Origin of the sequence: Plantactinospora sp. WMMC1484 (assembly GCF_049315195.1) — a bacterium.
Classification (GTDB): domain Bacteria; phylum Actinomycetota; class Actinomycetes; order Mycobacteriales; family Micromonosporaceae; genus Plantactinospora.
In genome coordinates, this window is sequence record NZ_CP186055.1 from 4,754,922 (window position 1) to 4,780,317 (window position 25,396).

22 protein-coding genes are annotated in these 25,396 nt (G+C 70.8%); 12 read left to right on the forward strand and 10 right to left on the reverse strand.

The window, feature by feature from the left end; genetic code table 11:
* The first annotated feature begins 1 nt into the window (after window position 1).
* Window positions 2-688: an FMN-binding negative transcriptional regulator gene (locus tag ACN28C_RS20790; protein WP_422769209.1), complete on the forward strand. Its 687-nt coding sequence runs from the start codon at window positions 2-4 to the stop codon at window positions 686-688.
* A 19-nt stretch (window positions 689-707) separates the two neighbouring features.
* Here the strand turns inward: ACN28C_RS20790 and ACN28C_RS20795 are convergent, their stop codons facing one another.
* Complete coding sequence (locus ACN28C_RS20795; RefSeq protein ID WP_422769210.1) at window positions 708-1,322, reverse strand: DNA-binding response regulator; 615 nt, start codon at window positions 1,320-1,322, stop codon at window positions 708-710.
* 29 nt (window positions 1,323-1,351) lie between these two features.
* Entirely contained in the window at window positions 1,352-1,888 is a 537-nt protein-coding gene (locus tag ACN28C_RS20800) for a GNAT family N-acetyltransferase (RefSeq protein WP_422769211.1), read from the reverse strand.
* 424 nt (window positions 1,889-2,312) lie between these two features.
* Between ACN28C_RS20800 and ACN28C_RS20805 the strand changes: the two genes are divergently transcribed.
* Window positions 2,313-3,002: a response regulator gene (locus ACN28C_RS20805; RefSeq protein ID WP_422769212.1), complete on the forward strand. Its 690-nt coding sequence runs from the start codon at window positions 2,313-2,315 to the stop codon at window positions 3,000-3,002.
* On the opposite strand, the gene ACN28C_RS20810 is transcribed toward ACN28C_RS20805, so the two are convergent.
* The 3 genes from ACN28C_RS20810 to ACN28C_RS20820 are packed head-to-tail and all read right to left on the reverse strand — an operon-like array spanning window position 2,979 to window position 8,263.
* The gene (locus ACN28C_RS20810; RefSeq protein ID WP_422769213.1) at window positions 2,979-4,880 is read right to left on the reverse strand and encodes a RiPP maturation radical SAM C-methyltransferase; all 1,902 of its coding nucleotides are present in this window, start codon (window positions 4,878-4,880) and stop codon (window positions 2,979-2,981) included. The genes ACN28C_RS20805 and ACN28C_RS20810 overlap by 24 nt on opposite strands.
* A 24-nt stretch (window positions 4,881-4,904) precedes the next feature.
* Window positions 4,905-5,219 (reverse strand): hypothetical protein, encoded by a 315-nt coding sequence (locus ACN28C_RS20815; RefSeq protein WP_422769214.1) that lies wholly within the window; start codon window positions 5,217-5,219, stop codon window positions 4,905-4,907.
* A 29-nt stretch (window positions 5,220-5,248) separates the two neighbouring features.
* Window positions 5,249-8,263, reverse strand: a complete 3,015-nt coding sequence (locus tag ACN28C_RS20820; protein ID WP_422769215.1) for an AfsR/SARP family transcriptional regulator — start codon at window positions 8,261-8,263, stop codon at window positions 5,249-5,251.
* 745 nt (window positions 8,264-9,008) lie between these two features.
* Between ACN28C_RS20820 and ACN28C_RS20825 the strand changes: the two genes are divergently transcribed.
* Both ACN28C_RS20825 and ACN28C_RS20830 read left to right on the forward strand, forming a co-directional pair.
* A complete protein-coding gene (locus tag ACN28C_RS20825) occupies window positions 9,009-10,112 on the forward strand; it encodes a branched-chain amino acid aminotransferase (protein ID WP_422769216.1) in 1,104 nt (367 codons plus the stop codon).
* A 299-nt stretch (window positions 10,113-10,411) separates the two neighbouring features.
* Window positions 10,412-11,560, forward strand: a complete 1,149-nt coding sequence (locus ACN28C_RS20830) for an NAD(P)/FAD-dependent oxidoreductase (protein WP_422769217.1) — start codon at window positions 10,412-10,414, stop codon at window positions 11,558-11,560.
* A gap of 59 nt (window positions 11,561-11,619) precedes the next feature.
* Here ACN28C_RS20830 and ACN28C_RS20835 read toward each other — a convergent pair whose 3' ends face one another.
* Window positions 11,620-12,447, reverse strand: a complete 828-nt coding sequence (locus ACN28C_RS20835) for an SDR family NAD(P)-dependent oxidoreductase (protein ID WP_422769218.1) — start codon at window positions 12,445-12,447, stop codon at window positions 11,620-11,622.
* A 62-nt stretch (window positions 12,448-12,509) separates the two neighbouring features.
* On the opposite strand from ACN28C_RS20835, the gene ACN28C_RS20840 reads away from it, so the two are divergent.
* Entirely contained in the window at window positions 12,510-13,097 is a 588-nt protein-coding gene (locus tag ACN28C_RS20840) for a TetR/AcrR family transcriptional regulator (RefSeq protein WP_422769219.1), read from the forward strand.
* A gap of 19 nt (window positions 13,098-13,116) precedes the next feature.
* Here the strand turns inward: ACN28C_RS20840 and ACN28C_RS20845 are convergent, their stop codons facing one another.
* Both ACN28C_RS20845 and ACN28C_RS20850 read right to left on the reverse strand, forming a co-directional pair.
* The gene (locus ACN28C_RS20845; protein WP_422768979.1) at window positions 13,117-13,995 is read right to left on the reverse strand and encodes an IS5 family transposase; all 879 of its coding nucleotides are present in this window, start codon (window positions 13,993-13,995) and stop codon (window positions 13,117-13,119) included.
* A gap of 259 nt (window positions 13,996-14,254) precedes the next feature.
* Window positions 14,255-16,138 carry a LamG-like jellyroll fold domain-containing protein gene (locus tag ACN28C_RS20850; RefSeq protein ID WP_422769220.1) on the reverse strand — a complete coding sequence of 628 codons (1,884 nt, stop codon included), beginning with the start codon at window positions 16,136-16,138 and terminating at the stop codon, window positions 14,255-14,257.
* Between the two features lie 187 nt (window positions 16,139-16,325).
* Here ACN28C_RS20850 and ACN28C_RS20855 point away from each other — a divergent pair, with 187 nt between their 5' ends.
* Together ACN28C_RS20855 and ACN28C_RS20860 are read left to right on the forward strand one after the other, a co-directional pair.
* Window positions 16,326-17,804 carry a ferredoxin reductase family protein gene (locus ACN28C_RS20855; RefSeq protein WP_422769221.1) on the forward strand — a complete coding sequence of 493 codons (1,479 nt, stop codon included), beginning with the start codon at window positions 16,326-16,328 and terminating at the stop codon, window positions 17,802-17,804.
* A 97-nt stretch (window positions 17,805-17,901) separates the two neighbouring features.
* Entirely contained in the window at window positions 17,902-18,822 is a 921-nt protein-coding gene (locus ACN28C_RS20860) for a DUF2726 domain-containing protein (RefSeq protein WP_422769222.1), read from the forward strand.
* A gap of 61 nt (window positions 18,823-18,883) precedes the next feature.
* Here the strand turns inward: ACN28C_RS20860 and ACN28C_RS20865 are convergent, their stop codons facing one another.
* Together ACN28C_RS20865 and ACN28C_RS20870 are read right to left on the reverse strand one after the other, a co-directional pair.
* Entirely contained in the window at window positions 18,884-20,026 is a 1,143-nt protein-coding gene (locus ACN28C_RS20865) for a lytic polysaccharide monooxygenase auxiliary activity family 9 protein (RefSeq protein ID WP_422769223.1), read from the reverse strand.
* Between the two features lie 208 nt (window positions 20,027-20,234).
* A complete protein-coding gene (locus ACN28C_RS20870) occupies window positions 20,235-20,981 on the reverse strand; it encodes a hypothetical protein (protein WP_422769224.1) in 747 nt (248 codons plus the stop codon).
* Between the two features lie 165 nt (window positions 20,982-21,146).
* Between ACN28C_RS20870 and ACN28C_RS20875 the strand changes: the two genes are divergently transcribed.
* From ACN28C_RS20875 to ACN28C_RS20895, 5 genes are all read left to right on the forward strand, one after another.
* Window positions 21,147-21,605, forward strand: coding sequence for an Hsp20/alpha crystallin family protein (locus ACN28C_RS20875; protein ID WP_422769225.1), 459 nt, complete (start codon window positions 21,147-21,149; stop codon window positions 21,603-21,605).
* 657 nt (window positions 21,606-22,262) lie between these two features.
* The gene (locus tag ACN28C_RS20880) at window positions 22,263-22,769 is read left to right on the forward strand and encodes a metallophosphoesterase family protein (RefSeq protein ID WP_422774748.1); all 507 of its coding nucleotides are present in this window, start codon (window positions 22,263-22,265) and stop codon (window positions 22,767-22,769) included.
* A gap of 122 nt (window positions 22,770-22,891) precedes the next feature.
* Entirely contained in the window at window positions 22,892-23,308 is a 417-nt protein-coding gene (locus ACN28C_RS20885; protein ID WP_422769226.1) for a hypothetical protein, read from the forward strand.
* Window positions 23,301-24,704 carry a Si-specific NAD(P)(+) transhydrogenase gene (sthA, locus tag ACN28C_RS20890; protein ID WP_422769227.1) on the forward strand — a complete coding sequence of 468 codons (1,404 nt, stop codon included), beginning with the start codon at window positions 23,301-23,303 and terminating at the stop codon, window positions 24,702-24,704. Before ACN28C_RS20885 ends, sthA begins: the two co-directional genes overlap by 8 nt.
* A 166-nt stretch (window positions 24,705-24,870) precedes the next feature.
* Window positions 24,871-25,263 carry a hypothetical protein gene (locus ACN28C_RS20895; protein WP_422769228.1) on the forward strand — a complete coding sequence of 131 codons (393 nt, stop codon included), beginning with the start codon at window positions 24,871-24,873 and terminating at the stop codon, window positions 25,261-25,263.
* Window positions 25,264-25,396 lie beyond the last annotated feature (133 nt).

Sequence of the window (25,396 nt, forward strand, 5' to 3'; positions counted from 1 at the left end):
CATGTTCGTGCCCAGCCACTACCGGATCGAGGATGAAAGGTGGCACCGCCGGCTCATCGACGGCCATCCCCTGGCGACGCTCGCCACCAACGGCAGCGCCGCCCCGTGGGCCACCCGCCTGCCGGCTCTGGTCGCACCGGGTGAGCCCGAGTCCGGTCCGCTCGCCGGGACCGAGATGGTCGGCCACCTCAACCGTGCCAATCCGCACTGGAAGTCGCTTGCGGATGGTACGTACGCCCGGCTGATGTTCGACGGGCCGGGCGGCTTCGTCACACCCGCCGTCTACCCGTGCGACCCCTCCGCGCCGACCTGGAACTTTGCGGCGGTGCACGTGTGCGGTCGCATCCGGTTGATCGAGGGGGAGGAGGAGACGCTGGAGGTCGTCCGGTGGACGGCCCAGCGCCTGGAGGATCGCTTCGGCGCGGGTTGGGACCAGACCTCCTCCATCGACTACTTCCGCAAGATCGTGCACGGTGTGGGCGCGTTCCGGCTGTCGATCGAGTCGGTCGAGGCGCTGTTCAAGCTCAGCCAGGAGAAGTCCGCGGACATACAGGAGTCGTTGATCCGGCGCTACGAGGCCGATCCCACCGGCGCCGGCTGGCCGATCGCCCGGCTGATGCGGGACGCCGGCATGGGGCACTCCGCCGCTGGTTCGCCGGACGACACCGTCTCATCCTGCCCCTTCTGACCGCAGCCCGCGTGGCTGTTCAGGCGACCTTGTCGGTGGTGGGTGTGGTGAGCCGGCTGAGGAGTGCGGCGCGGGTGAGTTCGGCTTTGTTGCCGGCGCCGAGTTTGGCGCGGATGCGTTTGACGTAGGTGTCGACGGTGTGGGGGCTGATGCCGAGTCGGGTGGCGATTTGTCCGTGGGTGAGGCCGTGGGAGATGTGGTGGAGGACTTGTTCTTCGCGTTCGGAGAGGTTGGGGTTGGGTTGGTGTGGTTGTTGGGGGGTGGGGGTGGTGTGGGTGTGGGGGGTGGTGGGGTTGCCGGTGGTGACGGTTCGGATGGCGTTGATGAGGTTGTCGGCTGTTTCGCGTTTGTTGATGGCGTTGGTGGCGCCGGCTTGTAGGTATTGGTGGGTGGGTAGGGACCAGTCGCTGAGGAGGATGAGGACGGGGGTGGTGCGGGCGGTTCGGGTGATGGTGTGGAGGGTGTCGGTGGGGGGTAGGGCGTCGGCGTCGAGGATGGCGATGTCGGCGAGCCATGAGGGTTCTTCGGTGGGTGTGGTGCGGACGGAGACGATGGCTATGCCGGTGTTGTGTAGGACTTGGTATAGCCCGACGAGGTAGACGGGACAGCTGACCAGTACGTCGACGCGCAGCATCGCAACCCCCCATAAGCGTCGTATCCGGATCATTCCTGGGCCGTCGGGCGCGCGTCACGGCGAACGACGGCGTAAATCACCTGGTCGCGCCAGGCACCACGATGGAAGTACGAACCGCGCAGCACTCCCTCCCGCTGGAATCCCACGCGTTCCAGGGCTTTCTGCTCGGCGTAGTTCTGTCTGTCGGTCAGCGCTTCCAGCCTGTTCACGGTGGTGTAGTCGAACAGGTAGTCCACCAGGAGCCGCTGCGCTGCGGTGCCCAGTCCGCGACCGCGGTGGCCCGGCAGGAGCGCGACGCCGATTTCGTAACAGGCTCCGGCGGTACGGCTGCGTAGCGCCGCGCGGTAACTGACCACGCCGACCAGGACTCCGTCACCGGCGACCACGGCGAGCGCCGTCATTTCCGGACCGACGTAACCGTCCTTTTCCCAGCGCCGGCGCCGCGCGAGTGGATCGATGAAACCGGTCCACCCGAACTGCCCCAGCGCGTCCGGATCGGTGCACAAGCGGTCCAGAAATTCGAGATCCTCTTCCCGGAAGGCGCGCAGCACGAGTTTGTCGTCCACGAGATCTCCTTAGCGGCTTTGCCGGGACCCCAGTAACCTTTCGACCTGAATCACGCGGACCGCGCGTACCCTCCTCGACCTCGGTGCGGCCCAGCGAGTGGGGGTGAAAGGTCCGACGGAGCGGGTGCGGCGACGGCGATATCCCCCGGTCGATCGTCGTGCTTGCCGAACGATACAATTCGGCGACCGTCAACGTCTTCCATCTGTGTTTGAACCGCGCGTTCCGTAGAGTCCCTGGCTGGATTACCCCGCCTCAACGCTCCGATTACCGAGATCGGCGTGGTCTCCTCGACGAAACAGTGCCGCTGGCTCGAATCCAACGCCGTCCAGTCGTTGTTCAACGGGTGTCCATCGCGGGCGATGATGATGTGGTTGACCACAAGAGGAAACCTGTACCGCGTCGCAGCGGGAAGTGTGGTGGGAGATGGTACGCGTCCTGATCTGTGACAAGCTTCCCGTCATTCGTAGCGGCCTACGCGCGTGGCTCGAGCACGAGCCCGACGTGGAGGTGGTCGACACCACCGGCAGCGGCCTCCACGCGATCGCGCTGGCCCGTCGTACACGGCCGGACGTGGTGGTGACCGGCCTCGAGTTGCACGGCCTCAACGGCGCCGACATGATCCGTCAGCTGACCAGCCCGGACCACGGGCCGGCGCCCAGGGTGATCGTCTACTCGGTGAGTGATGTCGACGACGTCGTCGGCGAGGTTCTGCACGCCGGAGCGAGCGGCGTACTGGTCAAGGACGCCGACCGGGAGGAGTTGGCATACGCCATCCGCGCGGTGGCGGCGGGGGAGGCGATGCTGGCTCCCGCGGTGGCGCGGCGCCTGGTGAACTGGTTCCGGCGGCGGGACACCCACCCCGAGGCGACGCTGAGCGCGGTCGTGGAGACGCTGACGCCGCGTGAGCGGGAAGTGTTGCTGCTCCTCGCCGAGGGGATGCAGCCGGACGACATCGCCGAGAAGCTCTACATCGGAGTGGCCACGGTCCGGACCCACATCTACCGGTTGCGCGGCAAGCTCGATCTCAGGGATCGTGCCCAGTTGGTGTCCTTCGCGTACCGGGCGGGGCTGATGCGGCCGGGCACGACCTCACCGTCCAGCGATCGTCGGTAGCGCCAGTGCCAACCCGAGCGAACCGTCAACCAGCATCAGCCCGCGCCGCCGAAACTCGTCGAACACCTCGTGGATGAGTTCCAGGGGCGGTTTGCCGCGGACCTTCTCGCGCACCGCCGACGCGCTCGTGGGACGGTCGCCGCAGGCCAGGTAGATGTCGGCGACCGTGCCGTGGAAGGTGTACGTGCCCTCCCGCCCTGGCTCCCGGCCGTCGTAGATCTGCAGGAAGCCCGGCGTCGACCGGTGGGTCAGGGATGGCCGGTGGTCACCGCTCCAGGCTGCCTGCCACGCGCGGACCTCCCGGTCGAGATCGTCGTACGCGGCATCCGGCAGCGGGTCCACGGGGTCGTACTCGAAGAAGTAGGCGGCGCGGCCGAGGTTCACATCGTCGGGATAGACGTAGCGGTAACTCTGCTCGGGGGCACGGGAGCGCAGCGGAAAGGTCGCCTCGTCGGCGTAGAGCGGGCTGAAGCGCTCCAGCCAGAGCCGGCCGGCGCCCCGAGGTGGCTGGAGATGCCGCAGGTGCGGCACGATGGCGGCCTGCTCGGCGTATTGCTCTGCGGTCTCACCGGGAAAACCCCAGATGATGTTCCACCCGACATCTATGTCGTAGTACCGGCACCAGCGGAGCAGGTTGACGTTCTGGGCGGCGGTGACGCCCTTTCGCATCAGGCGCAGCACGTCCGAGCTCAACGACTCCAGGCCCGGCTGGATGCGGCGGAGCCCGGCCAGTGCCATCAGCTTCAGCTGCTCCCGGGTGAGGTTTGCCTTCACCTCGTAGAAGAACTCGTAACCGGCCTCCATCTCGACAAGTGCCGGAAAGAGCCGCTTGAGATAGGCCGGGCTGAGGATGTTGTCGACAGCCTCGAAGCGGAAGCTGCCGTACCGCCGCACCTGCTGGCCGAGTTCGTCGAGCACCCGAGCCGGGGACTTGGTGCGGAACTCCATCGTCGTCCCGTTGAGGCCGCAGAACGTGCAGTGGTGTTTGGCCCCCCACCAGCAGCCCCGGGCTGACTCGAACGGGATCCAGAGCTGCCGCTTCCCGACCTTCGGCAGCAGCGCGAGCCGCTCCGCCCGGGTGAAGTACTCGGCGTAGTCGGGCGTGGGCAGATCGTCGAGTGTGGGTAGTGGCGGCGCGGCGGCGGTGGACACCACGGTCCCGCCGGCCCGGCGTGCGACCCCAGGCACCGCGGAGGGGTCGCTGCCGGCGGCGAGGGCGGACAGCAGCCCGGGAAAGGCGACGTCACCCTCGCCGATCACCGCGTAGTCGACGCAGTCGATCGAGCGCACCCACTCCAGCCCCATTTCGCCGTCGAAGTTGGACCCGCCGAACACGGTGATCAACCGCGGCCAGCGCTCCTTCAACCGCCGGGCCAGGGCGAACGACGCGACGTTCTGCTGGAACGTGGAGCTGAACCCCACGACCCGTGCCTCACCCCACGGGACCGTGTCGACAAGTGTCTCCAGGTAGGCCGGCACGTCCTGCTCGCGGGTGTGCAGCAATCGATTCCGTACCTGGCCGGGCGAATCGCCCAGGTACGAAAGCTCGGCGGCGAACTCGTCGAGTAGTTTGCCCTCCCGGTCCGGGGCGTCGTCGCCGAAGGCCGCCGTGGAGAACAGCCACTCGCCGACCAGCCGGCCGCGGTGTTCGGAGAGCGCGCCGTAGTAGTCGACGCCAAGCCGCGCGGCGAAGTCGAGGTTCGCGTGCAGTGTCCGGACCGGAAAGCCGTACTCCTCGGCCAGCGCCTTGAGTAGTCCGAGTTGGATGGACGGACGATAGACGCCCATGAACGGCATCGAGACGAGGATGACCGGCCAAGCGGGCTGCCGGGCACGGGTGGCGCTGTCCGGCCGCGAGAGGTGGCGCGGCCCGGCCATGGGAAGGGAGGCGCGCACCGCGGCTTAGACGACCAGGCCGATGTCCGACATGGTGGTGGTCCACTCCTTGCCGGGGGTGAACGCGGCGGCGAACTGCGCCCGGATCCCGTCCAGTTCTTCCGCCGCCCGAGTCGCGGACGCGTCCGCTCCGGCCAGATCTGCGCGGTGGGCGACACCGCCGGCCGGGGTGGCGGCTCCGACGACGACCCCCGACAGCATCGCGGCCGCGAGAATGCGCTTGAGGAGCCGTCGCTCCGCTGCCGTGAGCTGGGACTCCAGGTCACGGAGCTTACGCGCCAGCCCTTCGACACCGTCGTGGCCATACCCGTCTTCAGACACAAAACCTCCCACGTCGACTTGTGCTTGACCTACGGAGCGTGCATGGTATCGGCCAGATGCAGCTTGGCTCTGACTTGACCGGCGTCCGGATGCTTGAGTTCTTCGAGGATGACCAGGGCTTCCTGCCAAGCGTCACGGGCGGAAACCACCTCGCCGACGTCTGCCTGGATGTCGCCGAGACGTTCGAGCGCGCGGGCCTCGAAGTAGCGGTGCCCGAGCTTGCGTCGCAGGGCGAGCGCGCGCCGGTAGCGCGCGATGGCCTCCTCGGGGCGGCCGAGCAGATTGTTGATGTACCCGAGGCTGTCCCACGCATGCGACTCGCCCTTCTCGTCCCCGACTTCCCGGTACAGCCGCAGCGCCTCCTGGCAGTGGGCGAGGGCGTCCTGATGGCTGCCGAGGTGAGCGTTGTACCAGCCGACCGCGTTACAGGCGTCGGCCTGCCCGGCCCGTTCACCGGCGTCTTCACACAGGCCGCGGGCCTGCTCAGCGTGGTCGAGCGCCGCGCGGTGCTGCCCGCGCCGCTCGTACACCATCGCGAGGTTGAGATGGACCCGGGCCTGGCCGTACCCGTCGCCGAGATCGCGGTACAGCGCCAGCGCCCGCCGCAGGTGATCCTCGGCGTCGTCGCGGTCGAACCAGATGCGGAAATGGGCGATCCGCCGGTGTGCGCGGGCCCGGACCCGTGCGTCTCCCAGGCGCTCGCCGGCGCGCAGAGCCGCACTGTGGACGGTGGCCAGATGATGCCAGTGGCCACTGCGTTCGAGAAATGTCGTCATGGCCCAGGCGAGCTGCCAGGTATGCGTATCGAAGCCGGCGGCCAGGGCGGTCTCGACGGCGCCGAGCAGTTGTGGGTGCTCGCTGACCGACCAGGCGCGCGCCTGGTCGTGGTCGGCGAGGTCCTCTACCGCGACGCCCGGTTGGGGCGGCGCCAGCGCAATCGACTCCCGATGCGGGTCCAGGAGGCGGTCCGCGGCGTAGGCGGTGTGCACCCAGTGGTCGAGCAGCCGGTGCAGCGCCGCGTTCCTGCACTCCTCCGACTCCTCGGAGTGCACGAGTTCGGTCGCATAGCTGAGCAACAGGTCGTGGCAGGCGTACCGGCCCGGGCGGCGCTCGGTGATCAGGTGCGCCCGGGCCAGCTCGGCCAATGGGAGTCGCAACCGGGCTACCGGGACGCCGGCGAGGCTCGCCGCCGCCGGTGCGGTGATGTCCGGGCCCGGGTGCAGGCCGAGCAACCGGAACAGTCGGGCCGCGGACGGGGTGAGGGCGCGGTACGACCAGGAGAAGATCGTCCGTACATCACTTGTCGGGTCGTCGCCGATCAGCGCGTCCAGGCCGCCGACCGCACGCAATTGGTCGGCGAGCGCGGCGAGGGGGATGCCGGGGCAGGTGGCCGCACGCGCGGCCGCGATGGCGAGAGCGAGCGGCAGCCGCGCGCAGAAGTTGATGATCTCGTCCACGGCGTCGGGCTCGGCGGCCACGCGACCCGGGCCGAGCCGGCGGGCGAGCAGGGCCCGCGCCTCCGTGGACGCCAGCAGGTCGAGCGTGACCGGGTGCGCCCCGTCGGTCGCCACCAGGCTGGTGAGCTGGTTGCGACTGGTGACGAGCACGAGGCAGCCCGGCGAACCGGGCAGCAGCGGGCGGACGTGGTCGGCGTCGCGGGCGTTGTCGAGCAGGACCAGCACCCGCCGGTCCGCGAGCAGGCTGCGGTACAGGGCGGCCTGCGCGGGCAGGCTGCCCGGGATGCGTTCGGCCGGTACGCCGAACGCGTCGAGGAAGCCGCGGACGGCCTCCGCCGCGCCGATCGAACCGCTCGGGTCGAAGCCACGCAGGTTGACAAACAACTGCCCGTCGGGGAACCGATGCCGAACCCGGTGCGCGAAGTGCACGGCCAACGCGGTCTTGCCCACGCCGGCGGTGCCCGACACGGTCGATATGACCATCGCGGTGCGCCGGCCGCTGGCTGTCTCGGCCAGCAGGCCGTCAAGCTGTCGTAGCTGACCGTCCCGGCTGGTGAAGGACGCGATGTCGGCGGGGAGCTGCGAGGGCACCGGGTGCTCGGGGAGCCGTCGCTCGGGCGGTGCCGACCGGGCGCGCGGACCAGTGACCAGCACGGAACAACTGCCCGCGGTGTCGCCGCGCGGTGTTTCGTCGAGCAGTGCCGCGTGGGCGGCCATCAGCTCAGGTCCGGGGCCGACGCCGAGTTCGTCGGCGAGCCGGCGGCGTGCCTCGTAGTAGGTGACGAAGGCTTGCGCGCGCCTCCCAGCCGCCTGGTACCCGCGGATCAGGCGGGCCAGGGCGGCCTCGTCCAGCGGCTGCTCCGCCACGGCCGCCTCCAGCGAGGGCAGGGCCTCGCCGGCGGCGCTGATGGCGATCATCGTTTCGCCGTATCGGGCCACGGCGGCGCGCCGCTCCTCGGCCAACGCGAGCACTTTCGGGTGGCTGGCGAGGACGGCGATGCCGGCCAGCGGACCGCCGTGCCACAGGCTCAGCGCCTCGCCGAACAGCTGAGCGGCCATGTGCTGGTCACCGGCGCGTCCGGCCCCGGCAGCGGTGCCGGCCAGGCGGCGGAAGCGCAGCAGGTCCACGTCGTCGGCCGGCAGGCGCAGCGCGTACCCGTCGCCCATGCTGGGCAGGAACTCGCTCAGGGTACGAGGTGGCCGGCCGGGCTCCAGGAGGTGGCGCAGGTGCTTGATGGATGTCTGGATCACGTTCGCCGCGCTCGGCGGCGGCGTGTCGCCCCACAGCGAATCGATCAGCTGGGCCCGCGACAGTGGCTCGCCGCAGCTCAGGGCGAGCAGACCGAGGACCGCTCGCTGGCCCTCCCGGCCCAGCTCGACCGGCTCTTCGTCACGCCACGCGCGGAGCGGGCCGAGCACCTGGACTCGCAAGGCCGCCACGTCGGCCCACCCCCTACGCACTCGTCCGCCGCCGACCGCTCGGCGGTCAAGCTGCGACCCTCTCGCTCGGCGGACGGTCGCCCCCGCTCGACGGCGGGCGGAACATACCGATTCTCCACCCGCCGCGGCGGTGCCTGAGGGGATCATAGTCGGGCTCGGTCACCAGGCATAGGGCATCCCCTATCGCGTTCCGCAGGTGGTGGGCCTCGGATGCGGGACGGCGTCCCCCACGCACGTCAGCGGTCTCGCCCAAGCCACTGCTGGTCGCCCGTTTCCTGAACCGTTGCACCCGCGGTCGCCATCGGGGTGCGGGAACGCCCCTACTTCCAGGGACTGGAGCACCGGCCCGGCAAGGGATGGACTGCTCTTGTTGAAGGACGATCCATAGCCAACCGGGCCTTGACCAAAAGGACACTCCCATGAGGACCGCACCGTCCGTGGTCGACCCTCGCACGAGGGTGCCCGGCGGTGCATCCGGAGCCGGGTCCGGCGGTCCGCGGAAGCCGATGGCGCCGATCGAGGAGGTCAGGCTCCGGTCCGGTCGCCGGTGGGATCCGATCGCTACGATCGGCGCCGCCGTGGATCTCGCAGCCGGCATCCTCTGGTACGGCGGCTGGGCGGCCTCAAGATCCTGAGGGTGAACGCTTCGCTCGGCGGCCCGACCTCCACCTGCCTCAACGGAATCAAGGAGACCGGAACGACACCGAAGCCACTCGACGGCGATCAGGTATTCCGTCGACTCACCCGTTCATTCCCCGCTTCATACAATCCCGAATTTCCGGTACCAACGCGCACCGCCAGCCGGAAAGCCGAACCTCATCGCCAGCGGTCCGGCCCGGGCCGAACCACCAACCGTGTTGGTGCGCTCGTATCACGTTCCTGGAGGTGAACCGTGACAACCACGAGCTACGGCCCAGACGTCATTTTCGAGCGGCAGGCCGGTCCGGCCGTCCCAAGAAATTCCGGCGAGCCGATTCCGAGCGGAAAGGGATTTGGCAGCGTCTTCACCGATCACATGGTCACCATCGGCTACCGGGCCGGCGAAGGCTGGCACGGCGCGCGGGTGGAACGGTTCGGGTCGGTGACGGTATCGCCGGCAGCGGCGGTGCTGCACTACGGCCAGGCGATCTTCGAAGGGCTCAAGGCGTACCGGGCGCCGGACGACCGGCTCCTGCTTTTCCGGCCGGACGCGAACGCCGCGCGGTTCCAGCGGTCGGCCCGTCGCCTGGCCATGCCCGAGATGCCGACCGAACTTTTCATCCGCGCGGTGGAGGAACTGGTTGCCGCCGATCGTGGCTGGGTGCCATCCACCGACCGGGGCAGCCTCTATCTGCGTCCTTTCATGGTCGCCACCGAACCCTTCCTCGGCATGCGCCCCGCCGAGGAGTACCTCTTCTGTGTCATCGCCTCTCCGGCCGGCGGGGTCTTCTCCGGTGGGTCGGGCGCCATCTCCGTCGACGTCTGCCACGACTATTCCCGGGCGGCGGCGGGCGGCACCGGCTCGGCCAAGTGCGCCGGCAACTACGCGGCGTCGCTGCCCGCACTCCACCGCGCCCTCTCGTCGGGGTACGACCAGGTGGTGTTCCTGGACGCCGTGCGGCACGCCTACGTCGAAGAGCTGGGCGGCATGAACATCTTCTTCGTCTTCCGCGACGGCCGGATCACGACCCCGCCGCTGCGCGACACGGTTCTCGCCGGCGTCACCAGAGACTCGGTCATCGCGTTGGCCGGCGCGGCCGGTCATCCGGTTGTGGAGGCCCCGTACACGGTCGAGCAGTGGCGAGCGGACGCGGCCAACGGCCGGCTGAGCGAGGTGTTCGCCTGCGGGACCGCCGCGACGATCGTGGGGATCGACCGCGTCCGGCACCGTGACGCGGAGTTCACCGTCGGCGATGGTGGGGCCGGCCCCGTCACCGCACGCCTGCGGACCCAACTGCTCGACCTTCAGTACGGACGCGCCGCCGACGTCCGGAACTGGGTCCGGGCCGTCCCCTGACCGGTGCGAGAGCCGAACAGGTTCGTGTCTAGCTCTGCCCTGGCCTGCGGCTCGCGTGTCTCCTCGACCATGCCGACGAGGCCGTAGCCCTTCCGTCGCCGCCCTCGCACGCCTGCCCTGACGCGGGACCGCGGCCGGCCAACGCCTCGTCGAGCTTGCCGAGCGACCGCACGTCCATATCCAGGCGGTGTCCGGAGCGTGGCGACGGTGGCCCGGAGTGTGGCGACGGTGTGGAGATACCCGGCGGATAGCGTGCAAAGGGTCGCCCACGCGGGGACGGCTCCCTACCGTCGCAGGGTGTGCAGACAGTAGACGTACTGGTCGTGGGTGCGGGCCTCGCCGGCCTGCACACGGCCCGACTGCTCGCTGAACGGGACCTCACGGTGCTGGTGGTCGACCGCCGCAGGTCGCTGTCGACAGGCATCCGAACGACGGGGATCTTCGTACGCCGTACCCTCGACGACTTCGACCTGCCGGGCCACCTCCTTGGGCCCGGCGTCCGGGACGTGCTCCTGTATCCGCCGTCGCGGCGGGCGCCGATCCGGCTCACCAGTGACCGCGACGAATACCGGGTCGCCGACATGGCGGGCGTCTACGCGCACGCGCTCCGGGCGGCGGAGTCCGCTGGCGTGCAGGTCCGGCTGGGCGTGCGGTATGTCGGCGCCGCAGCCGGAATCGTGCGGCTCGCGGGAGCGGAACCGGTGGCGGCCCGCTTCGTCGTCGGCGCGGACGGTGCCCGCTCCCGGGTGGCCCGCGATCTCGGCCTCGACGTCAACCGGCACTTCATCGTCGGTGCCGAGCTGGTCCATCCGATCGCATCCGGCAGCACCACTCCGACGTTCCACTGTGTGCTGGACCCACGCGTCGCTCCCGGTTACCTGGGCTGGCTCATCGACGACGGACGGCACGCGCACGTCGGGGTCGCCGGATATCCGGACGCGATGCGCAGCGGCATCCGCCACCTGCTGGAGGGCTTCGCCGCCGGGGCGCCCGGCCGGACCGCGCCGACCGGCCCGGTCGAGCGTCGGGGTGGCCCGATCCCGGTCGGTGGCGTGCTGCGCCGGCTGGCGTGCCCGGCCGGGTTGCTCGTCGGCGACGCGGCGGGGGCGGTGTCGCCGCTGACCGCCGGCGGCCTGGACCCGTGCCTGCGGATGTCGGAACTGGCGGCGGCGGTCACCGCCGAATACCTGCGTACCGGTGACCGCCGCATACTCCGCCGCTACGACGGGAACGCGTTGCGGAGCCGGTTCCGGGGCCGGCTGGCGCTGCGCCGGGTCCTCGCCGGCATCCGGTCTCCCGTTGTGGCAGAGGCCGCGGTGGCCGTGCTGCGCCACCGTGCCGGCCGTCTGCTCGCCGCCCGGATCCTCTTCGGTGACAACTCGTTTCCCGATCTCGAGCCCCGGCTGTCGAAGCCCCGGCTGTCGAAGTCGAGGATCGACTACGCGTGACGGAACCCTCGCCGGCAGAGCCGACCGGGTGTCGACCGGTGTCGGGGAGGGAACCGTAGCTACGTCGTGGCCGGGGCGCGCTCGCGACGGCGGCGGCCCGGATCGGTGATGCGTTCCATCAGGCTGGCGGTCGCGCGACGGGGAAGGAGCCGGACGGCATTCGCGCCGAGCCGGTTGCCGGTGCCGTCGATGACGCTGGGGCCCGGATCGTGCCGGTCGAGGTGGGCCAGTGCGGTTGCCACGACGGCCTCGGGCTGGCGCATCCGTGCTCCGGCGGTCGCGTCGTCGGTGCCGACGACCTGGTTGAACTCGGTGCTCGTCGCGCCGGGTGAGAGGGCGAAGACGGTGACCCCGGTGCCGCGCAGTTCTGCCCAGAGCGCTTCGCTGAAACTGAGGACGAACGCCTTGGCGGCGCCGTACACGGCCATCCGAGGCGTCGGAACGTAGGCGGCCATGCTGGCGACATTGATGACGAAGCCGCCGCCGCTGGCGAGGATCTGCGGCAGGAACGCCGCCGTGAGCTGGACCGGCGCGGAAACGTCGACAGCGATCTCCCTGGCGAGTCGCTCGGGGTCCGCACCCGTGAGCGGGCCGAAGGAGCCGAAGCCGGCATTGTTGACGAGGCTGGTGACGTGGATGCCGCGCTCTGCTGTCGCATCGCGCAGCTTCGCGCCCGCCGCCGGCGTCGACAGGTCGAACGGGATCGGGTGCGCGGCGACGCGGTGTCGGTCGCGCAGCTCGGCCGCAAGGCTTTCGAGCCGGTCGGCACGGCGGGCGACGAGGACGAGATCCGCCCCGCGTGCGGCGAGGGCGGCGGCGAAGCTGCGGCCGATGCCGGAACTCGCGCCCGTGAGGAGGACCGTCTGGGTGTGGTAGGCGATGGCCATGTAGGCACTGTACGCCAACTTGGCACCAAGTGCCAGAAAGACATCCGGTGTAGGCTTGGATCGTGGCGAAGACAACCGCATGGGAGCGCCAGCGTGTGGCGCTCCGCGCCGAGATCTCCGCTGCGGCCTGCGCGCTCTTTGTCCGGCACGGCTTCGAGGCGACGACCGTCGACCAGATCGTCGAGACGGTCGGGATATCGCGGCGGTCGTTCTTCCGCTACTTCGGCAGCAAGGAGGACGTGCTCCTCGGCGACCTGTCCGCGCGGGGCGACGCCGTGGCACGCGCCCTCGCCGAGCGTTCCGACGCCGAGGACCCGTGGGACGCGCTGCGCGGTGCGATGATCGCCGCGCAACCCGAGACCTTCAACGATCCCGTCGCCGACCTCGCCATCGCCCGGATGATGCACGAGACCCCCTCGCTACGGGCCCGCCTCTTCGAGAAGCGCCAGCACTGGCGCGACGCACTCGTGCCGCTCGTCGCCCGCCGGGTCGGCGGCCCCGACGCCGAGTTCACCGCGTCGGCGATCGTCTCTGCGGTGCTGTCCTGTGTCGACACCGCCTCCGACGCCTGGATCGCCGCCAACGGCGACGCCGACATGCTCGACCTCTACGACAGAGCCGTCGCCACGATCAGAGCCCCACGCCGCTAAGGCGTGTTTCATAAGCCGGTCAGAGCCACTCGGTGATGATGGTGATGGTCAGGACGGCTTGGAAGCGGACTGCCAGCTTGTCGTAGCGGGTGGCGACGCCGCGGTGGCGTTTGAGCCGGTTGATGCCGTTTTCGACGGCGTGGCGTAGCCGGTAGAGGTCCTTGTCGAACGTGGGCGGGCGGCCGCCCTTGGAGCCTTTGGCTTTGCGGTGGGCGTCCTGGTCGGTCTTGCTGGGGATGCAGGCCTTGATCCCGCGTGAGCGTAGGTGGGCGCGGTTGCCTCGGCTGGTGTAGGCCTTGTCGGCCAGGACCAGGTCGGGACGGGTGCGGGGTCGGCCGACCCCGAGTCGGGTCACGCGGATGCGGCGCAGGACGGGGATGAACTGCGGGCTGTCGCCACGGTGCCCGGCGGTCACGATCATCGACAGGACCTTCTGTCCCTGTTCGCAGGCCAGGTGGGTCTTGGTGGTCAGCCCGCCGCGTGACCGTCCGAGGGCGTGGTCGGCTGGTTCGTCGTGCACGCCACCGGGCGACTCTTTCTGCAGGTGGCCGTCGGTGCGGGCGCCAGCGGCGTGTTGGTGGGCGCGGCTGGTCATCGAGTCCACGCTCACCGTCCAGGCGATCCGGCCGGCCGCGTCGCCGGCGGCCTGCAACGCGGCCAGGATCCTGTCCCAGGTCCCGTCGCGCTGCCAGCGGCGGAACAGGCCGTAGACGGTGGGCCAGGGCGCGTACTCGGCCGGGACGTCCCGCCATGGGGCGCCGATCCGGATCCGCCACCGGATCCCGTCGATGAGCTGCCGTTTCTCCCACTTCGGCGGCCGACCCGTTCTCGGTGCGGCAGGCAGCAGCGGGGCCAGAACAGCCCACTGCCTGTCGGTCAGGTCATGCCGCCTCGTCACCGCTACGCTGGGCACGAGGTCTCCGGTACGAAGTTCTTGCTTGGTCGCAGAACCAGATACCGGAGACCTCTTCAGTTGTCGATCACCGCCACGCCGTGACCTTGACGCCGCCAGCCCGACTTACGAAACACGCCTTAGTACTGCCTCGGGTCGCCGACGACGCCAGCAGTCTCTCGACGCGGGCGGCGCCTCCGGTCCGGTCGATCCGGGTCCGGCCGGCTTCGGCCGGACCCGGGCGGGAGGCGCCGCGTCCGCTGGGTCAGGCCCGGAGGAACCGGCCGACCGGCAGCGGCCGGTCGACGATGCGCAGGTCACCGATCCAGCCGTAGAAGGCCTGTTCGACGACGCGGTCGTAGTGGTAGGCGCCGACGAGCCACGGCTCGCGCGAGGTGGCGAGCCCTCGGGCCGGGGTCGACGGGTTGCGGAGCAGTTCGGCGCCGTCGACGTAGAGGGTGGTGTGCCGGCCGTCGTTGACGATCGCGACGTGGAACCACTCGTCGGCGCGCATCTCGTGGCCCCAGTTGGTCGAGATGCCGTCCTGGTCGACCGGGAAGACGGCCCACTGCAGCGCCATGCCGTCCGACATGCTCAGCGTGGCGATCGGCTCCGCCGGGTCACCGCCGGTCTTGCCCGCGTCCCGGCCGGAGCCGAACCGGCTCATGATGCTCATCCAGGCGTGGTTGGTGCTCCGCACGTCCGCCGGCAGTTTCACGAACGCCTCGATGGTGTAGCCCTTGCTGAAGGTCGCCGCGTTCAGCGGGGCGCCGTCCACCGTACGCAGGTAGCTGCCACGCGCGGGCCGCTTGCCGCCGTCGAAGAAGAGGCTGGCGTGCGCCGGCTGGTCGTCGTGGTGTTCGGCGGACCAGCGCAGCGTCTCCGGGCCGCTGCCGGGCAGGGTGACCCGGGTCAGGTGGTTGCCCCGGCCGGCGAGGTCCGCGATCCGGAAGCCGTCCGGTACGGCGGCGCCGTCCGCCCGGCCCTGGTCGAAGCGCCAGTACGCGACCGTGCCGTCGACCAGGACGGCGGCCGGGGTGCGCGGTGGGCGGGGCGGCACCGGGGCGAAGCCGGCGAACCGGTCGGTGAAGTCGACGGCGAGGCTGAACCGGTTGGCCGGGTCGGTCAGCTCGACCTCCCGCCGCTCCAGGGCGTTGCGCCGCTCCGGCGCCTGCCCGAGGATCCACGGCGAGACGGTCTCCACGTCGATGGTGTCGCGGGCCAGGTCGAAGTGGTAGAGCCGGAGCATCGCGCCGCCGCCGTAGTAGCGGTCCTGGTAGTTGGTGATGTGCACGTGCACGTCCCGCCCGGCGTCGTTGCGCAGCACGGTGCGTCCCGGCGGCCAGAAGTGCCCGTTGAGGGTCAGGAAGATCTGGTCGCTCTCCCGGACCAGCCCGTCCCAGAGCCGCTGGCCGTGCCCGGAGAGCTCCGCGACGCCACTCTCGTCGGCGTGCGCGAGGTCGTGGGTGGTCAGGATGACCGGAGTACGCGGATGCGTCGCCAGCACCGACTTCGCCCAGCCGAGCGTGGCGTCCGAGGGCCGCCAGTCGAGGGCCAGCAGCAGCCACTCCCGGCCGGCGCCGGTGAAGACGTGGTAGGTGTTGTAGCCGTCCGGTGTGGCGCCCCGGTACGCGGGCGAGTTGCGGAACCGGCGCGGCCCGAAGACGTCCAGGTACGGGCTCGGCCCGCGCTGGTCGGTGGTGGACGAGTCGATGTCGTGGTTGCCGGCCAGCACGCTGTACGGGGTACGTCGCCGGTCGAAAATCTCGAAAACCTTCCCGGCCTGGCGCAGTTCGGTGGCGGCCGCGTTCTCCACGATGTCGCCGAGGTGGGCGGTGAAGAGGATGTTCTGCTCCGCCTGGTGCTCCTGGATCCAGCGCAGCGTGGCGGTGAGTGGCGCCGGGTCGCCCCGGTCGGCGTCGAAGAGATACTGGGTGTCGGGGATGACGGCGACGGTGAACCGGGGCGACCCGGGGTCGGTGCGGCGGCCGTGGCCTCCGGCGTCCCGGCCATCGGGCCCGGTGCCGGTGTGCTGCCCGGCCAATGCGGTGCCCGGGATGGCGGCGCCGGCCGTACCCACGCCCACCAGGCCGGCCCCCACCAGGCCGGCGCCCTGGAGGAACCTGCGCCGGTTCGGGGTCTGCTGCATGATCCTGCTCCTCGGGTAGCGGAAGAAACCGCTGATCAGTACGCCGGGAGCCGTCGAACAGAGATCATTTCTGTCGCCAACGGTGACCGAACTCCGGGTGAACCTCGACGCCGCAGCACCGGCACGTGATCTCCGTCGCCTTTCCGACAGTTGCCGTCCGCTCGGCCTGCCGGATCCGTGTCGGCGGGTGTACGCCACCGCGTGGTGGTACGCCACCGCGTGGTGGTACGCCACCGCGTACGGTGCCACCACCGGTCCGGCGGCCCGTCCGGCCCGTCCGGTGGCCGGCCTCTCAGAAGGGATCGCCCGAGTGACCACCCCCGCTGTCCCGCAGATCGCCATCCCCCGGGTACCCCCCGGCACGCTGGGTCGCCTCGCACTGTGGCTCGGCGTCGCCGCGAACGTCGCCGTGGTGAACTGGCTGCTCGTCGTCTCCCCGTACCCGGGGTCGAACGTCTACTTCGTGATGGGCCGGTTCTTCGGTCTGCACGCCGCCCTGATCATGGCTCTGCAACTGCTGCTGATCGCGCGGCTGCCCTGGCTCGACCGGCGGATCGGAATGGACCGGCTCACCGCCTGGCACCGGTGGACCGGCTACACCCTGCTCTGGACCATCGTCGCGCACGCCAGCTGCATCGTGTTCGGGCTGGCCATGATGTCCGGGACCTCGTTCTCCGGGCAGGTCGTCGACCTGGCGACGACCTGGGAGGGGGTGTTGTGGGCGATGATCGCCGGCGGTCTGCTCCTGGCGATCGGGCTCGTCTCGGCCCGGTTCGCCCGCCGCCGGCTGCCCTACGAGACCTGGCACCTGCTCCACCTCGGCACGTACGTCGCGGTGCTGCTCGCCCTCACCCACCAGATCGCCGTCGGCACCACCTTCACGGCGTCGCCCTTTGCCATGGCGTACTGGTGGACGCTCTGGAGTGTGGCGCTCGGTGCCGTGCTGGCCGGCCGGGTGTTCCTGCCACTGTGGCGCAACCTCCGCCACCGGTTCCGCGTCGAGCGGGTCGTACCCGAGTCGGAGAACGTCGTGTCGGTCTACGTCACCGGGCGCCGCCTCGACCGGCTGCCGGCGCAGGCCGGCCAGTTCTTCCTCTGGCGCTTCCTCAGCCGGGACCGCTGGTGGCAGGCGAACCCCTTCTCGCTCTCCACCGCGCCCGACGGCCGGACGCTGCGGCTGACCGCCAAGGCCGTCGGCACGGGCAGCGCCGGGCTGCGCCGGATCCCGGTCGGCACCCGGGTCTTCGCCGAGGGACCGTACGGCGCCTTCACCGGCATGCACCGGACCCGGACGGCGACCCTGCTGGTGGCGGGCGGGGTCGGGGTGACCCCGATCCGGTCGCTCCTGGAGAGCCTCGGCGGTCACATCGTCGTGCTGTACCGCGTGCGTACGGAGGCCGACGCGGTGCTCGTCGACGAGCTGCGGACGCTGGCGGAGGCGCGCGGCGCCGACCTGCGACTGGTCACCGGCCCGTCGCGGCCGGCGCCGCCGACGGGTCCGATCTTCGGGCCGGACCACCTGCGGGAGCTGGTGCCCGACATCCGCGAGCGCGACGTCTTCGTCTGCGGCCCGGTCGGAATGACCGGCGCCGTGCTGCGCAGCCTCCGGCAGTTACGCGTGCCGCGCCGTCAGGTGCACTCGGAGCGGTTCGGGCTGGCCGGCTGAGATCGGCGCGAACCCGGACCGGCGGCGGGTGATCGCCGGAGGGTTCCTAGCATTGTGGGCACCTTCCGCCGGGTGGAAGGTGGAGGGTGGCGAGCGGATGTTACAGACCAGGGGAACGGCAGTGACCGGCAGCGGGACAGCTCCGTCGGCGCGGTCCACCCGACTGCCCGCCGATCCGGCGGTGCCGGTCGAGGTCTTCGAGCGTGCCGGCCGGGTCGTCCGGCCCGGTCAGCGGCTCGGCCAGCTCGTGCCGCGCCGACCGGAGGGGGTCACCGGCAACCAGTGGAACGCGGCCGCCCGGGCCCTGCTCGACTTCGTGGTCTCCGGTTCCGACGGTCGGGCGGCCAGCTTCGCCGTCGAGTTCGTCGACGCCAGCACGCAGACCGCGCAGACGCAGCGGGGCGACCGGATGAAGCAGGCGGTCTGCGATGCGGTCGGGCTGGGGCTGCTGCGGATCGAGTCGGGCACGTTGCAGCCGGTTACACACGGGCGCCGGATCCTCGAGTACGTCCTCGACGCCCGCGCCTTCCGGGACGCGACGGGCGACCCGGCCGACTACGCCGAGCTGGCCCCGGACGGGCCGCTGAGCTACCGCGACATCGTCGGTCGGCTGCCGGACGGCAGTCGCGGCCACGTCAACGACCTCGGCGCGGTCGCCCGGGCGGCGGCTGTCGAGGCGTACGTCGACCGGGAGCTCGTCGACCCGATCCTGCGCAGCCTGCACGCGGTCTGGGTGGGCGGCCCGGCGCAGGGATGGGCCTGGCTCCAGGTGCGGCCGGGGGAATACCTGTTCGAGCAGGTCAGGATCTGGCAGCACCGCTTCTCCTGCGGCGTCGAGCCGGGCCGGCTGGCCGAGGACCTGGCCACGATGGCGGTGGGGGAGCGGCTGCGGCTGCGCGACGCCGTCGAGCTGCCGCTGGCCGGACGGGCGCGGCTGACGGACGCACTCGACGCGCTCCGGCACCGCCGCGACGAGCTCGAGAACCCCTACGCCTTCGACCACATCGCGTTCGACTAGGTGCAAGGAAGGGCCCCCGCTACAACAGAAAACGATAAGCGGGGGCCCTTCCTTGCACTCGTCAGGCGGCGGTGCAGGTCAGGGTCGGTGCGGCGTTGCTGCCGGTCTGTGACGCGAGGAACCCGAAGGTGGTGCTGGCGCCGGCGCCGAGAGTGCCGTTGTAGCCGGCGTTGCGGGCGGTGACGCTGGACCCGCTGGCGGTGATCGTCGCGCCCCAGGAGTTGCTCACCTGTTGCCCGTTGGCGAACGTCCAGTTCACCGTCCATCCGTTGATCGCGGCACTGCCGGCGGTGACCCGTACCTCGGCCTGGAAACCGCCGGACCAGGTGCCGGTCACGGCGTACGTCGCCGAGCAGTTACCCGAGCCGCCCGGGTTTCCCGGCGGGGTGGTCGGGGGCGGCGTGGTCCGGGTCGGCGTGGGAGTCGGAGTCCGGGTCGGGGTGGCGGTCGGCTGGGGATTGCCGCCACTGCCGCCGAAGTTGACGTCGCTGCACCAGTAGTAGTTCTGGTCGGCGTGGCTGGCCTTCCAGATCACGTAGACGATGTGCCGGCCGGAGCGTCCCGGCGCGCTGACCGGGATCGTGATGGAGACGCCGTTCAGCACCGGGTCGCCGGTCTCCCGGGTGCCCTCACCGGGTGCGTACCGGCCGGTCTCCCGGACCAGTTCGAGGTTGTTCCAGCCCAGCCGTTGGGTGAGCGGGTTGAACCCCTGCCGGGTGACGTAGACCAGGAAGTAGTCCGCCCCGTGCAGCGCCTGGTCGTGGACCTTGACGCTGAAGTTGGTGCTGACGTTGGTGGCCTGCCAGTTGCCCGGGTTGTCCAGCGCGGCGTACCGGACGCCGCCGGTCTCGCCGGCGCTGCAGAGCTGGCCGCTCGGCACCGCGGCCTGGTGGTTACCGTTCACGCCCTCCCGGTAGAGGCCGTTCCAGTTCCACATGGCGCTCGGGTCGGCCTGCCAGGCCTGCCAGCACATCGGGTCCTGCGTGGCCATGGCCGGGTTCTGGAAGTCGTTGCCCCAGCGTTTCCAGCAGCCGTAGTTGCGCGAGGCCGGGTTGATCGTCGAGCCGTGTGCGCTCGCGGTGTCCCGGGAGACGGCGAGCGCGGTGGCGAGGAGGACGACCGCGGTCACCGCGACGGCGAGGATCCGCAGGACCATCGCGGTACGGCGCCGGGCCGGGGTCAGAGGTTGGGCGAGTGAAGACATGGGATCCCCATACGTCGAGTGCACGAGCGATTACGCGGGAGGCTGCCCGGCGCCCCCGCACCATCCATCCGGCTCCGGCGGTGGTGTCCCTGGACAGAGGTTCACACCGCCCGGTGGTGCTTGTCAATAGTTTGGGAGGGCAACAAATAACCGGCGGCGCTGCGGCGGCCGACCTGGACGGAGATGACCGCTGGGAACCGTACGGCGGTCAATCTCGGGAGCTGCTGCGCCGCTCCTGGGTGCGCTGGCGGATGTCGTGCAGGTTCTCGTGCATCGCGTCGACCCGGGCCGCGAGGCCGGGGTGGTCGGCCCGGAGGTGTTGCTGCGCATCGGAGAGCGGCCGGACCAGGGCGTTCGGGTCGGTGTTGCCGAGCGCGTCGTGCAGCCGGTCCAGGCTGGTCCGGGCGGCCGGCCCGAGATCGGTCAGCGCGGTGATCTGCCCGGCCAACTGGCGCAGGTCGGCGCCGTTGTCCCGAGCCCAGCGGGCCGCGGCGCGGTCGCCGGCCCGCCGGTCCCGTTCGGCGAGCACCCGATCGTCGCGCGTCTGCTGTGGCACCTCTCCGGTGGTCGGACGCAGTCGCAGGTAGCGTCGTTCGGCGGCCTGCCGGCTCGCCACCCCGAGTGCCGGCGCCAACTCCGCCCAACTCGCGCCGCGCTCCCTGGCGGCGGCGATCAGGCGCGGCTCCCACGACTCCAGTTCGGTGCGGAGGTGCCGGAGCAGGACGAGGGCCGCGAGCGCCTCGTCGACCGTCACCTCCTCGTCGACCGTCACCTCCTCGTCGACCGTCACCTCCTTGGCGGCGTCCACCTCCTCGGCGGCGTCGCGGTGGGGCCGCGTCGCGCCGTCGATCCGGCTGGTGACCGCCTGCACGCGGTCGAACGCGGCGCCGGCCGCCGGGGCGCCGGCTCCGGACGTGCGGGTCGCCCCTGTCTGCCGTTGTTTCTGCCGGTCCATCCGACCCTCCGCTCATCGACCGCGTCGACCGCGTCGACCTGACCTCACGAAAGCTTCGTCATCGGTCTGATGACGAAGTGCTTGTCATCGTCCCGACGACATGGTACAACGGAGGTGTCGCGCATTGACCCCACGTGTTGACCGGCAATAGGAGGTGGAGTCGAGATGTTGATGCGCACCGACACCTTCCGCGAGTTCGATCGACTCGCACACCAGGCCCTGGGCGCGCTGCACCCTGGCACCTGGTCCAGGCCGACGGCCATCCCGATGGACTGCTACCGCAACGACGACGAGTTCGTCGTCGCGTTCGATCTGCCCGGGGTCGCCCCGGAGGCGATCGAGATCAACGTGGAGCGCAATCTGCTGAGCGTGCGGGCCGAGCGCCGGCCGCCGAACCTCGCCGACGGCACCCGGGTCCAGGTCTCGGAGCGCTCGCTCGGGGTCTTCTCCCGACAACTCTTCCTCGGCGACGGCCTGGACACCGACCGGATCGAGGCGAGCCACGACAACGGCGTGCTGGCGATCCGCATTCCGGTGAAGGAGCAGGCCAAGCCACGCCGGGTGGCGGTCACCTCCGGCGCCGACGAGCCGTCGCAGAAGGTCATCAGCGCCACACCGGCCTGACGGCCCGTGTTGGCGCGGAGTTGGTCCGGCGTCACGGCGGTGTGGCTGACCGGTCCGGCGGTTCGCCGTTCCGGTGTCACGGCGGGTGGGGGTGAGGGAGATGAGCGGCGGCGTACGGCAGGCAGCCTCGACGTCCCGATCGGTGCACGCGGCCTTCGTCGAGCTGGTGCAGCATGACGACGATCTGATGCGGGCCGAGTTCGAGGCGCTCATCGACGCCTGCTGGCACCGACCGCCACCCCCTCCGCCGGCCAGACCGCAACCGGCGCCCCGGCCTCCGCTGTGGCCGATCGGGCCGCCCGACGGTGAGCGGTTCGTCGCCGTCGAGAGCACGTTCACGGGTTGCCGGTGGCGGCGGCAGCGCGGCCCTCCGGCCAGCGGCCGCACGCCCCTGCACAGGAAGGCAGGTGATGACTCTTTCCGGATCTCTCGTCGATTCCTCGTACGCGGATGCGGCGCCATCCTCCGGAGGCGCCGCATCCGCTCCGGGCATCGGCCCGGCCCCATGGCGGCCGGGCCGATGCCCGTTCGCCTGCTCTGCCGGGCTGTCTCCCGGGTTCCGGCGTCCGGACGTGGTGAGGGTGGTCTGCGCCGCGAACGACGAGGGTGGGCGGCGGAACGGTGAGGGTGGGCGGCAGAACGGTTAGGGTGGTGACCGTGCGCCTGGTGCTGATGGCGGACACCCACGTCCCCAAGCGGGCCCGCGATCTGCCACCACAGCTCTGGGCGGCGGTCGACGAGGCGGACGTGGTCGTCCACGCCGGGGACTGGGTGGAGCAACCGCTGCTGGACGCCCTGGCGGCCCGCGCCGCCCGGCTGGTGGCGGTGCACGGCAACAACGATGGCCCGGAGCTGCGGGCCCGGCTGCCGGAGGTCGCCCGGGTCGAGCTGGCCGGCCTGCGGGTCGCGGTGGTGCACGAGACCGGGCCGGCCGGTGGGCGGGAGCGCCGTTGCGCCGCCCGCTTCGGCGACGACGTCGACCTCCTGGTCTTCGGGCACTCCCACATCCCGTGGGACAGCGTGGCGCCGGGTGGGTTGCGGCTGCTCAATCCCGGCTCGCCGACCGACCGGCGGCGCCAGCCGTACGCGACCTACCTGACCGCGCAGATAACCGACGGCCGGCTGCACGACGTCGTGCTGCACACCCTGCCGCGCCGGACCTGACCGCCACCGACCGGCCGGTCCCGACCACCTGCGAGGTGAGCAGGCGAGATCTGGCCGGATATGCGCGCCGGGCGCTCGGCTCGGGGCGCCTGGTCGCCGACCGGTCTTGGAGACACGGTGGCGTGGGCGTCCTCGAGCTGCGTGACGGCGCCGGGGCGACCTGGTTCGTGAAGGGACATGGTGACCCGGAGCACTACCGGCGGGAGCTGACCGCGTACCGGCGCTGGGTGCCGGACTCGGTGAGCGGGCGCCGCGACTGCGGGCGTACGACGACGAACGGCTCGCTGGTCGCCGAGGAGCTCGACGAACTGGCCCGGCTCTCGGCCCAGGGCGGGAGCAGGCTGTTCGAGGCCCGGGAACTCGACCCAACCGGCGCTACTTCGGCACCTGGCGGGACCGGCCGGCTTTGCCGAGGCGTGGCGGCGGAACCTGCACCGGCTGATGGCCGGGTGACGGTGAGATCCGTCTCCTCGGCGGTAACCGACCGATCGGACCGGAGCGCCGCGATCGGCCGGCTGCCAGACTGTAGGGGTGCATGACTTCGACGTGCTCGTGCTGGGCTCGGGACCGGGCGGTCAGAAGGCCGCGATCGCGGCGGCCAAACTCGGTAGCCGGGTGGCAGTGGTGGAACGGCAGCACATGGTCGGTGGGGTGTGCATCAACACCGGCACGGTCCCGTCCAAGACGTTGCGTGAGGCGGTGCTCTACCTCACCGGGTTGAGCCAACGGGAGGTGTACGGCCAGAGCTACCGGCTCAAGGACGACATCACCGTCGCCGACCTGACCGCGCGTACGCAGCACGTGATCGGCCGTGAAATCGACGTGATCCGCAGCCAGTTGGCGCGCAACCGGGTCCGCCTGATCACCGGCACCGGTCGCTTCGCCGACCCGCACACCGTCACGGTGACCGACCCGGTGGGGCGGGAGTCGAAGGTGACCGCTGACAAGATCATTATTGCCGTCGGCACGCGACCGGCGCGACCGGCCAGTGTGGACTTCGACGAGCGTACGATCATCGACTCGGACGGCATCATCAACCTGGAGCGGGTGCCGAACTCGATGGTCGTCGTCGGCGCCGGAGTGATCGGCATCGAGTACGCCTCGATGTTCGCCGCGCTCGGCACAAAGGTCACCGTGGTCGAGCGGCGCGACCGGATGCTCGAGTTCTGCGATCTGGAGATCGTGGAGGCGCTGAAATACCACCTCCGGGACCTGGCGGTGACCTTCCGGTTCAGCGAGGCGGTGGCCGCGGTGGAGCGGCATGCCAGGGGTGCCATCGCGGTGCTGGAGAGCGGCAAGCGGATCGCCGCCGACACCGTGATGTACTCGGCCGGCCGGCAGGGCCTCGGCACCGAGCTCGACCTGGAGAACGCCGGCCTGGCCGCCGACAGCCGGGGGCGGATCGAGGTCGACGCCGACTTCCGGACCGCGGTGCCGCACCTCTACGCGGTCGGTGACGTGATCGGCTTTCCGGCGCTCGCCTCGACCTCGATGGAGCAGGGCCGGCTGGCGGCGCACCACGCCTGTGATGAACCGGCCCGGGCCCTGTCGGAGTTCCAGCCGATCGGCATCTACACGATTCCGGAGATCAGCTTCATCGGCCGGACCGAGGACGAACTCACCCGGGACAAGGTCCCGTTCGAGGTCGGCATCTCCCGATACCGGGAACTCGCCCGGGGCGCGATCAGCGGCGACTCGTACGGGATGCTGAAACTGCTGGTTTCTCCGGACACCGGCCGGCTGCTCGGGGTGCACATCTTCGGCACCGGGGCCACCGAGCTCGTGCACATCGGGCAGGCCGTGATGGCCTGCCTCGGCACCGTCGATTATCTGGTCGACGCGGTCTTCAACTATCCGACGCTCGCCGAGGCATACAAGGTCGCCGCCCTGGACGCGATGAACAAGATGCGGCACCTCGCCCGACTGCGCGACTAGATCCGGCCCGCCCGACCGCCACACAGTGCGGTGTCCACGATCCGTCACGGGAATCGGGTGTCCACGATCCGTCACAGGGCTTGTCGTTCCCCGGCAGATGTCGGGGCAGTTGGACCGGGTGACAGGCATTGGCCGGCCGGCCGGAGCGGACCGAGGAGGCGGGACGATGAGGATCCGACGATGGTACGGCGCGGTGGCCTCCGTGGTGGCCCTGGCGACCGCCGGGGTGGGAACGGCCCGGATCGCCTACGGCAACGACGACCGCAACGACGACGAGCGGGAGCGTCGGGGCGACGTCGTCGTCCTCCGCGAGTGGCTCACCGACGACCAGCAGGAGCCGCTCGCCCTCTCCACCACCGGCCGGTTCGCCCTCGGAGCCGGCGAGAGGGACCGGGAGTTGACCTACCGGTTCAGCTACGAACGGCTCCAGGGGGAGGGCACCCAGGCGTACCTCCGTTTTGTCGGCTGGCGCCGTAGCAGCGGGATCAGCGCGTTGCTCTGCACCGACGCCGGCAACGGGCCGGCGGGCCCCAGCCGTGTCCGGTGGCACCGCCACTGACCGGCTCGGCGCTCATTCTGCCCACGCTGACCGGTTCGGCCGGCGACCTCGTCCGCACTGACCGGTTCGGCCGGCGACCTCGTCCGCACTGACCGGTTCGGCCGGCGACCTCGTCCACGCCGGCCAAGGCGGC

Bases quoted from the DNA above. Each gene is read 5' to 3' on its own strand.
- ACN28C_RS20860 (WP_422769222.1), top strand. From the start codon at position 17,902: ATGTTACAGACCAGGGGAACGGCAGTGACCGGCAGCGGGACAGCTCCG.
- ACN28C_RS20805 (WP_422769212.1), top strand. From the start codon at position 2,313: ATGGTACGCGTCCTGATCTGTGACAAGCTTCCCGTCATTCGTAGCGGC.
- ACN28C_RS20810 (WP_422769213.1), bottom strand. From the start codon at position 4,880: ATGGCCGGGCCGCGCCACCTCTCGCGGCCGGACAGCGCCACCCGTGCC.
- ACN28C_RS20895 (WP_422769228.1), top strand. From the start codon at position 24,871: ATGAGGATCCGACGATGGTACGGCGCGGTGGCCTCCGTGGTGGCCCTG.
- ACN28C_RS20835 (WP_422769218.1), bottom strand. From the start codon at position 12,447: ATGGCCATCGCCTACCACACCCAGACGGTCCTCCTCACGGGCGCGAGT.
- ACN28C_RS20870 (WP_422769224.1), bottom strand. From the start codon at position 20,981: ATGGACCGGCAGAAACAACGGCAGACAGGGGCGACCCGCACGTCCGGA.
- ACN28C_RS20795 (WP_422769210.1), bottom strand. From the start codon at position 1,322: ATGCTGCGCGTCGACGTACTGGTCAGCTGTCCCGTCTACCTCGTCGGG.
- ACN28C_RS20875 (WP_422769225.1), top strand. From the start codon at position 21,147: ATGTTGATGCGCACCGACACCTTCCGCGAGTTCGATCGACTCGCACAC.
- ACN28C_RS20865 (WP_422769223.1), bottom strand. From the start codon at position 20,026: ATGTCTTCACTCGCCCAACCTCTGACCCCGGCCCGGCGCCGTACCGCG.
- ACN28C_RS20790 (WP_422769209.1), top strand. From the start codon at position 2: ATGTTCGTGCCCAGCCACTACCGGATCGAGGATGAAAGGTGGCACCGC.
- ACN28C_RS20820 (WP_422769215.1), bottom strand. From the start codon at position 8,263: ATGATCCCCTCAGGCACCGCCGCGGCGGGTGGAGAATCGGTATGTTCC.
- ACN28C_RS20850 (WP_422769220.1), bottom strand. From the start codon at position 16,138: ATGCAGCAGACCCCGAACCGGCGCAGGTTCCTCCAGGGCGCCGGCCTG.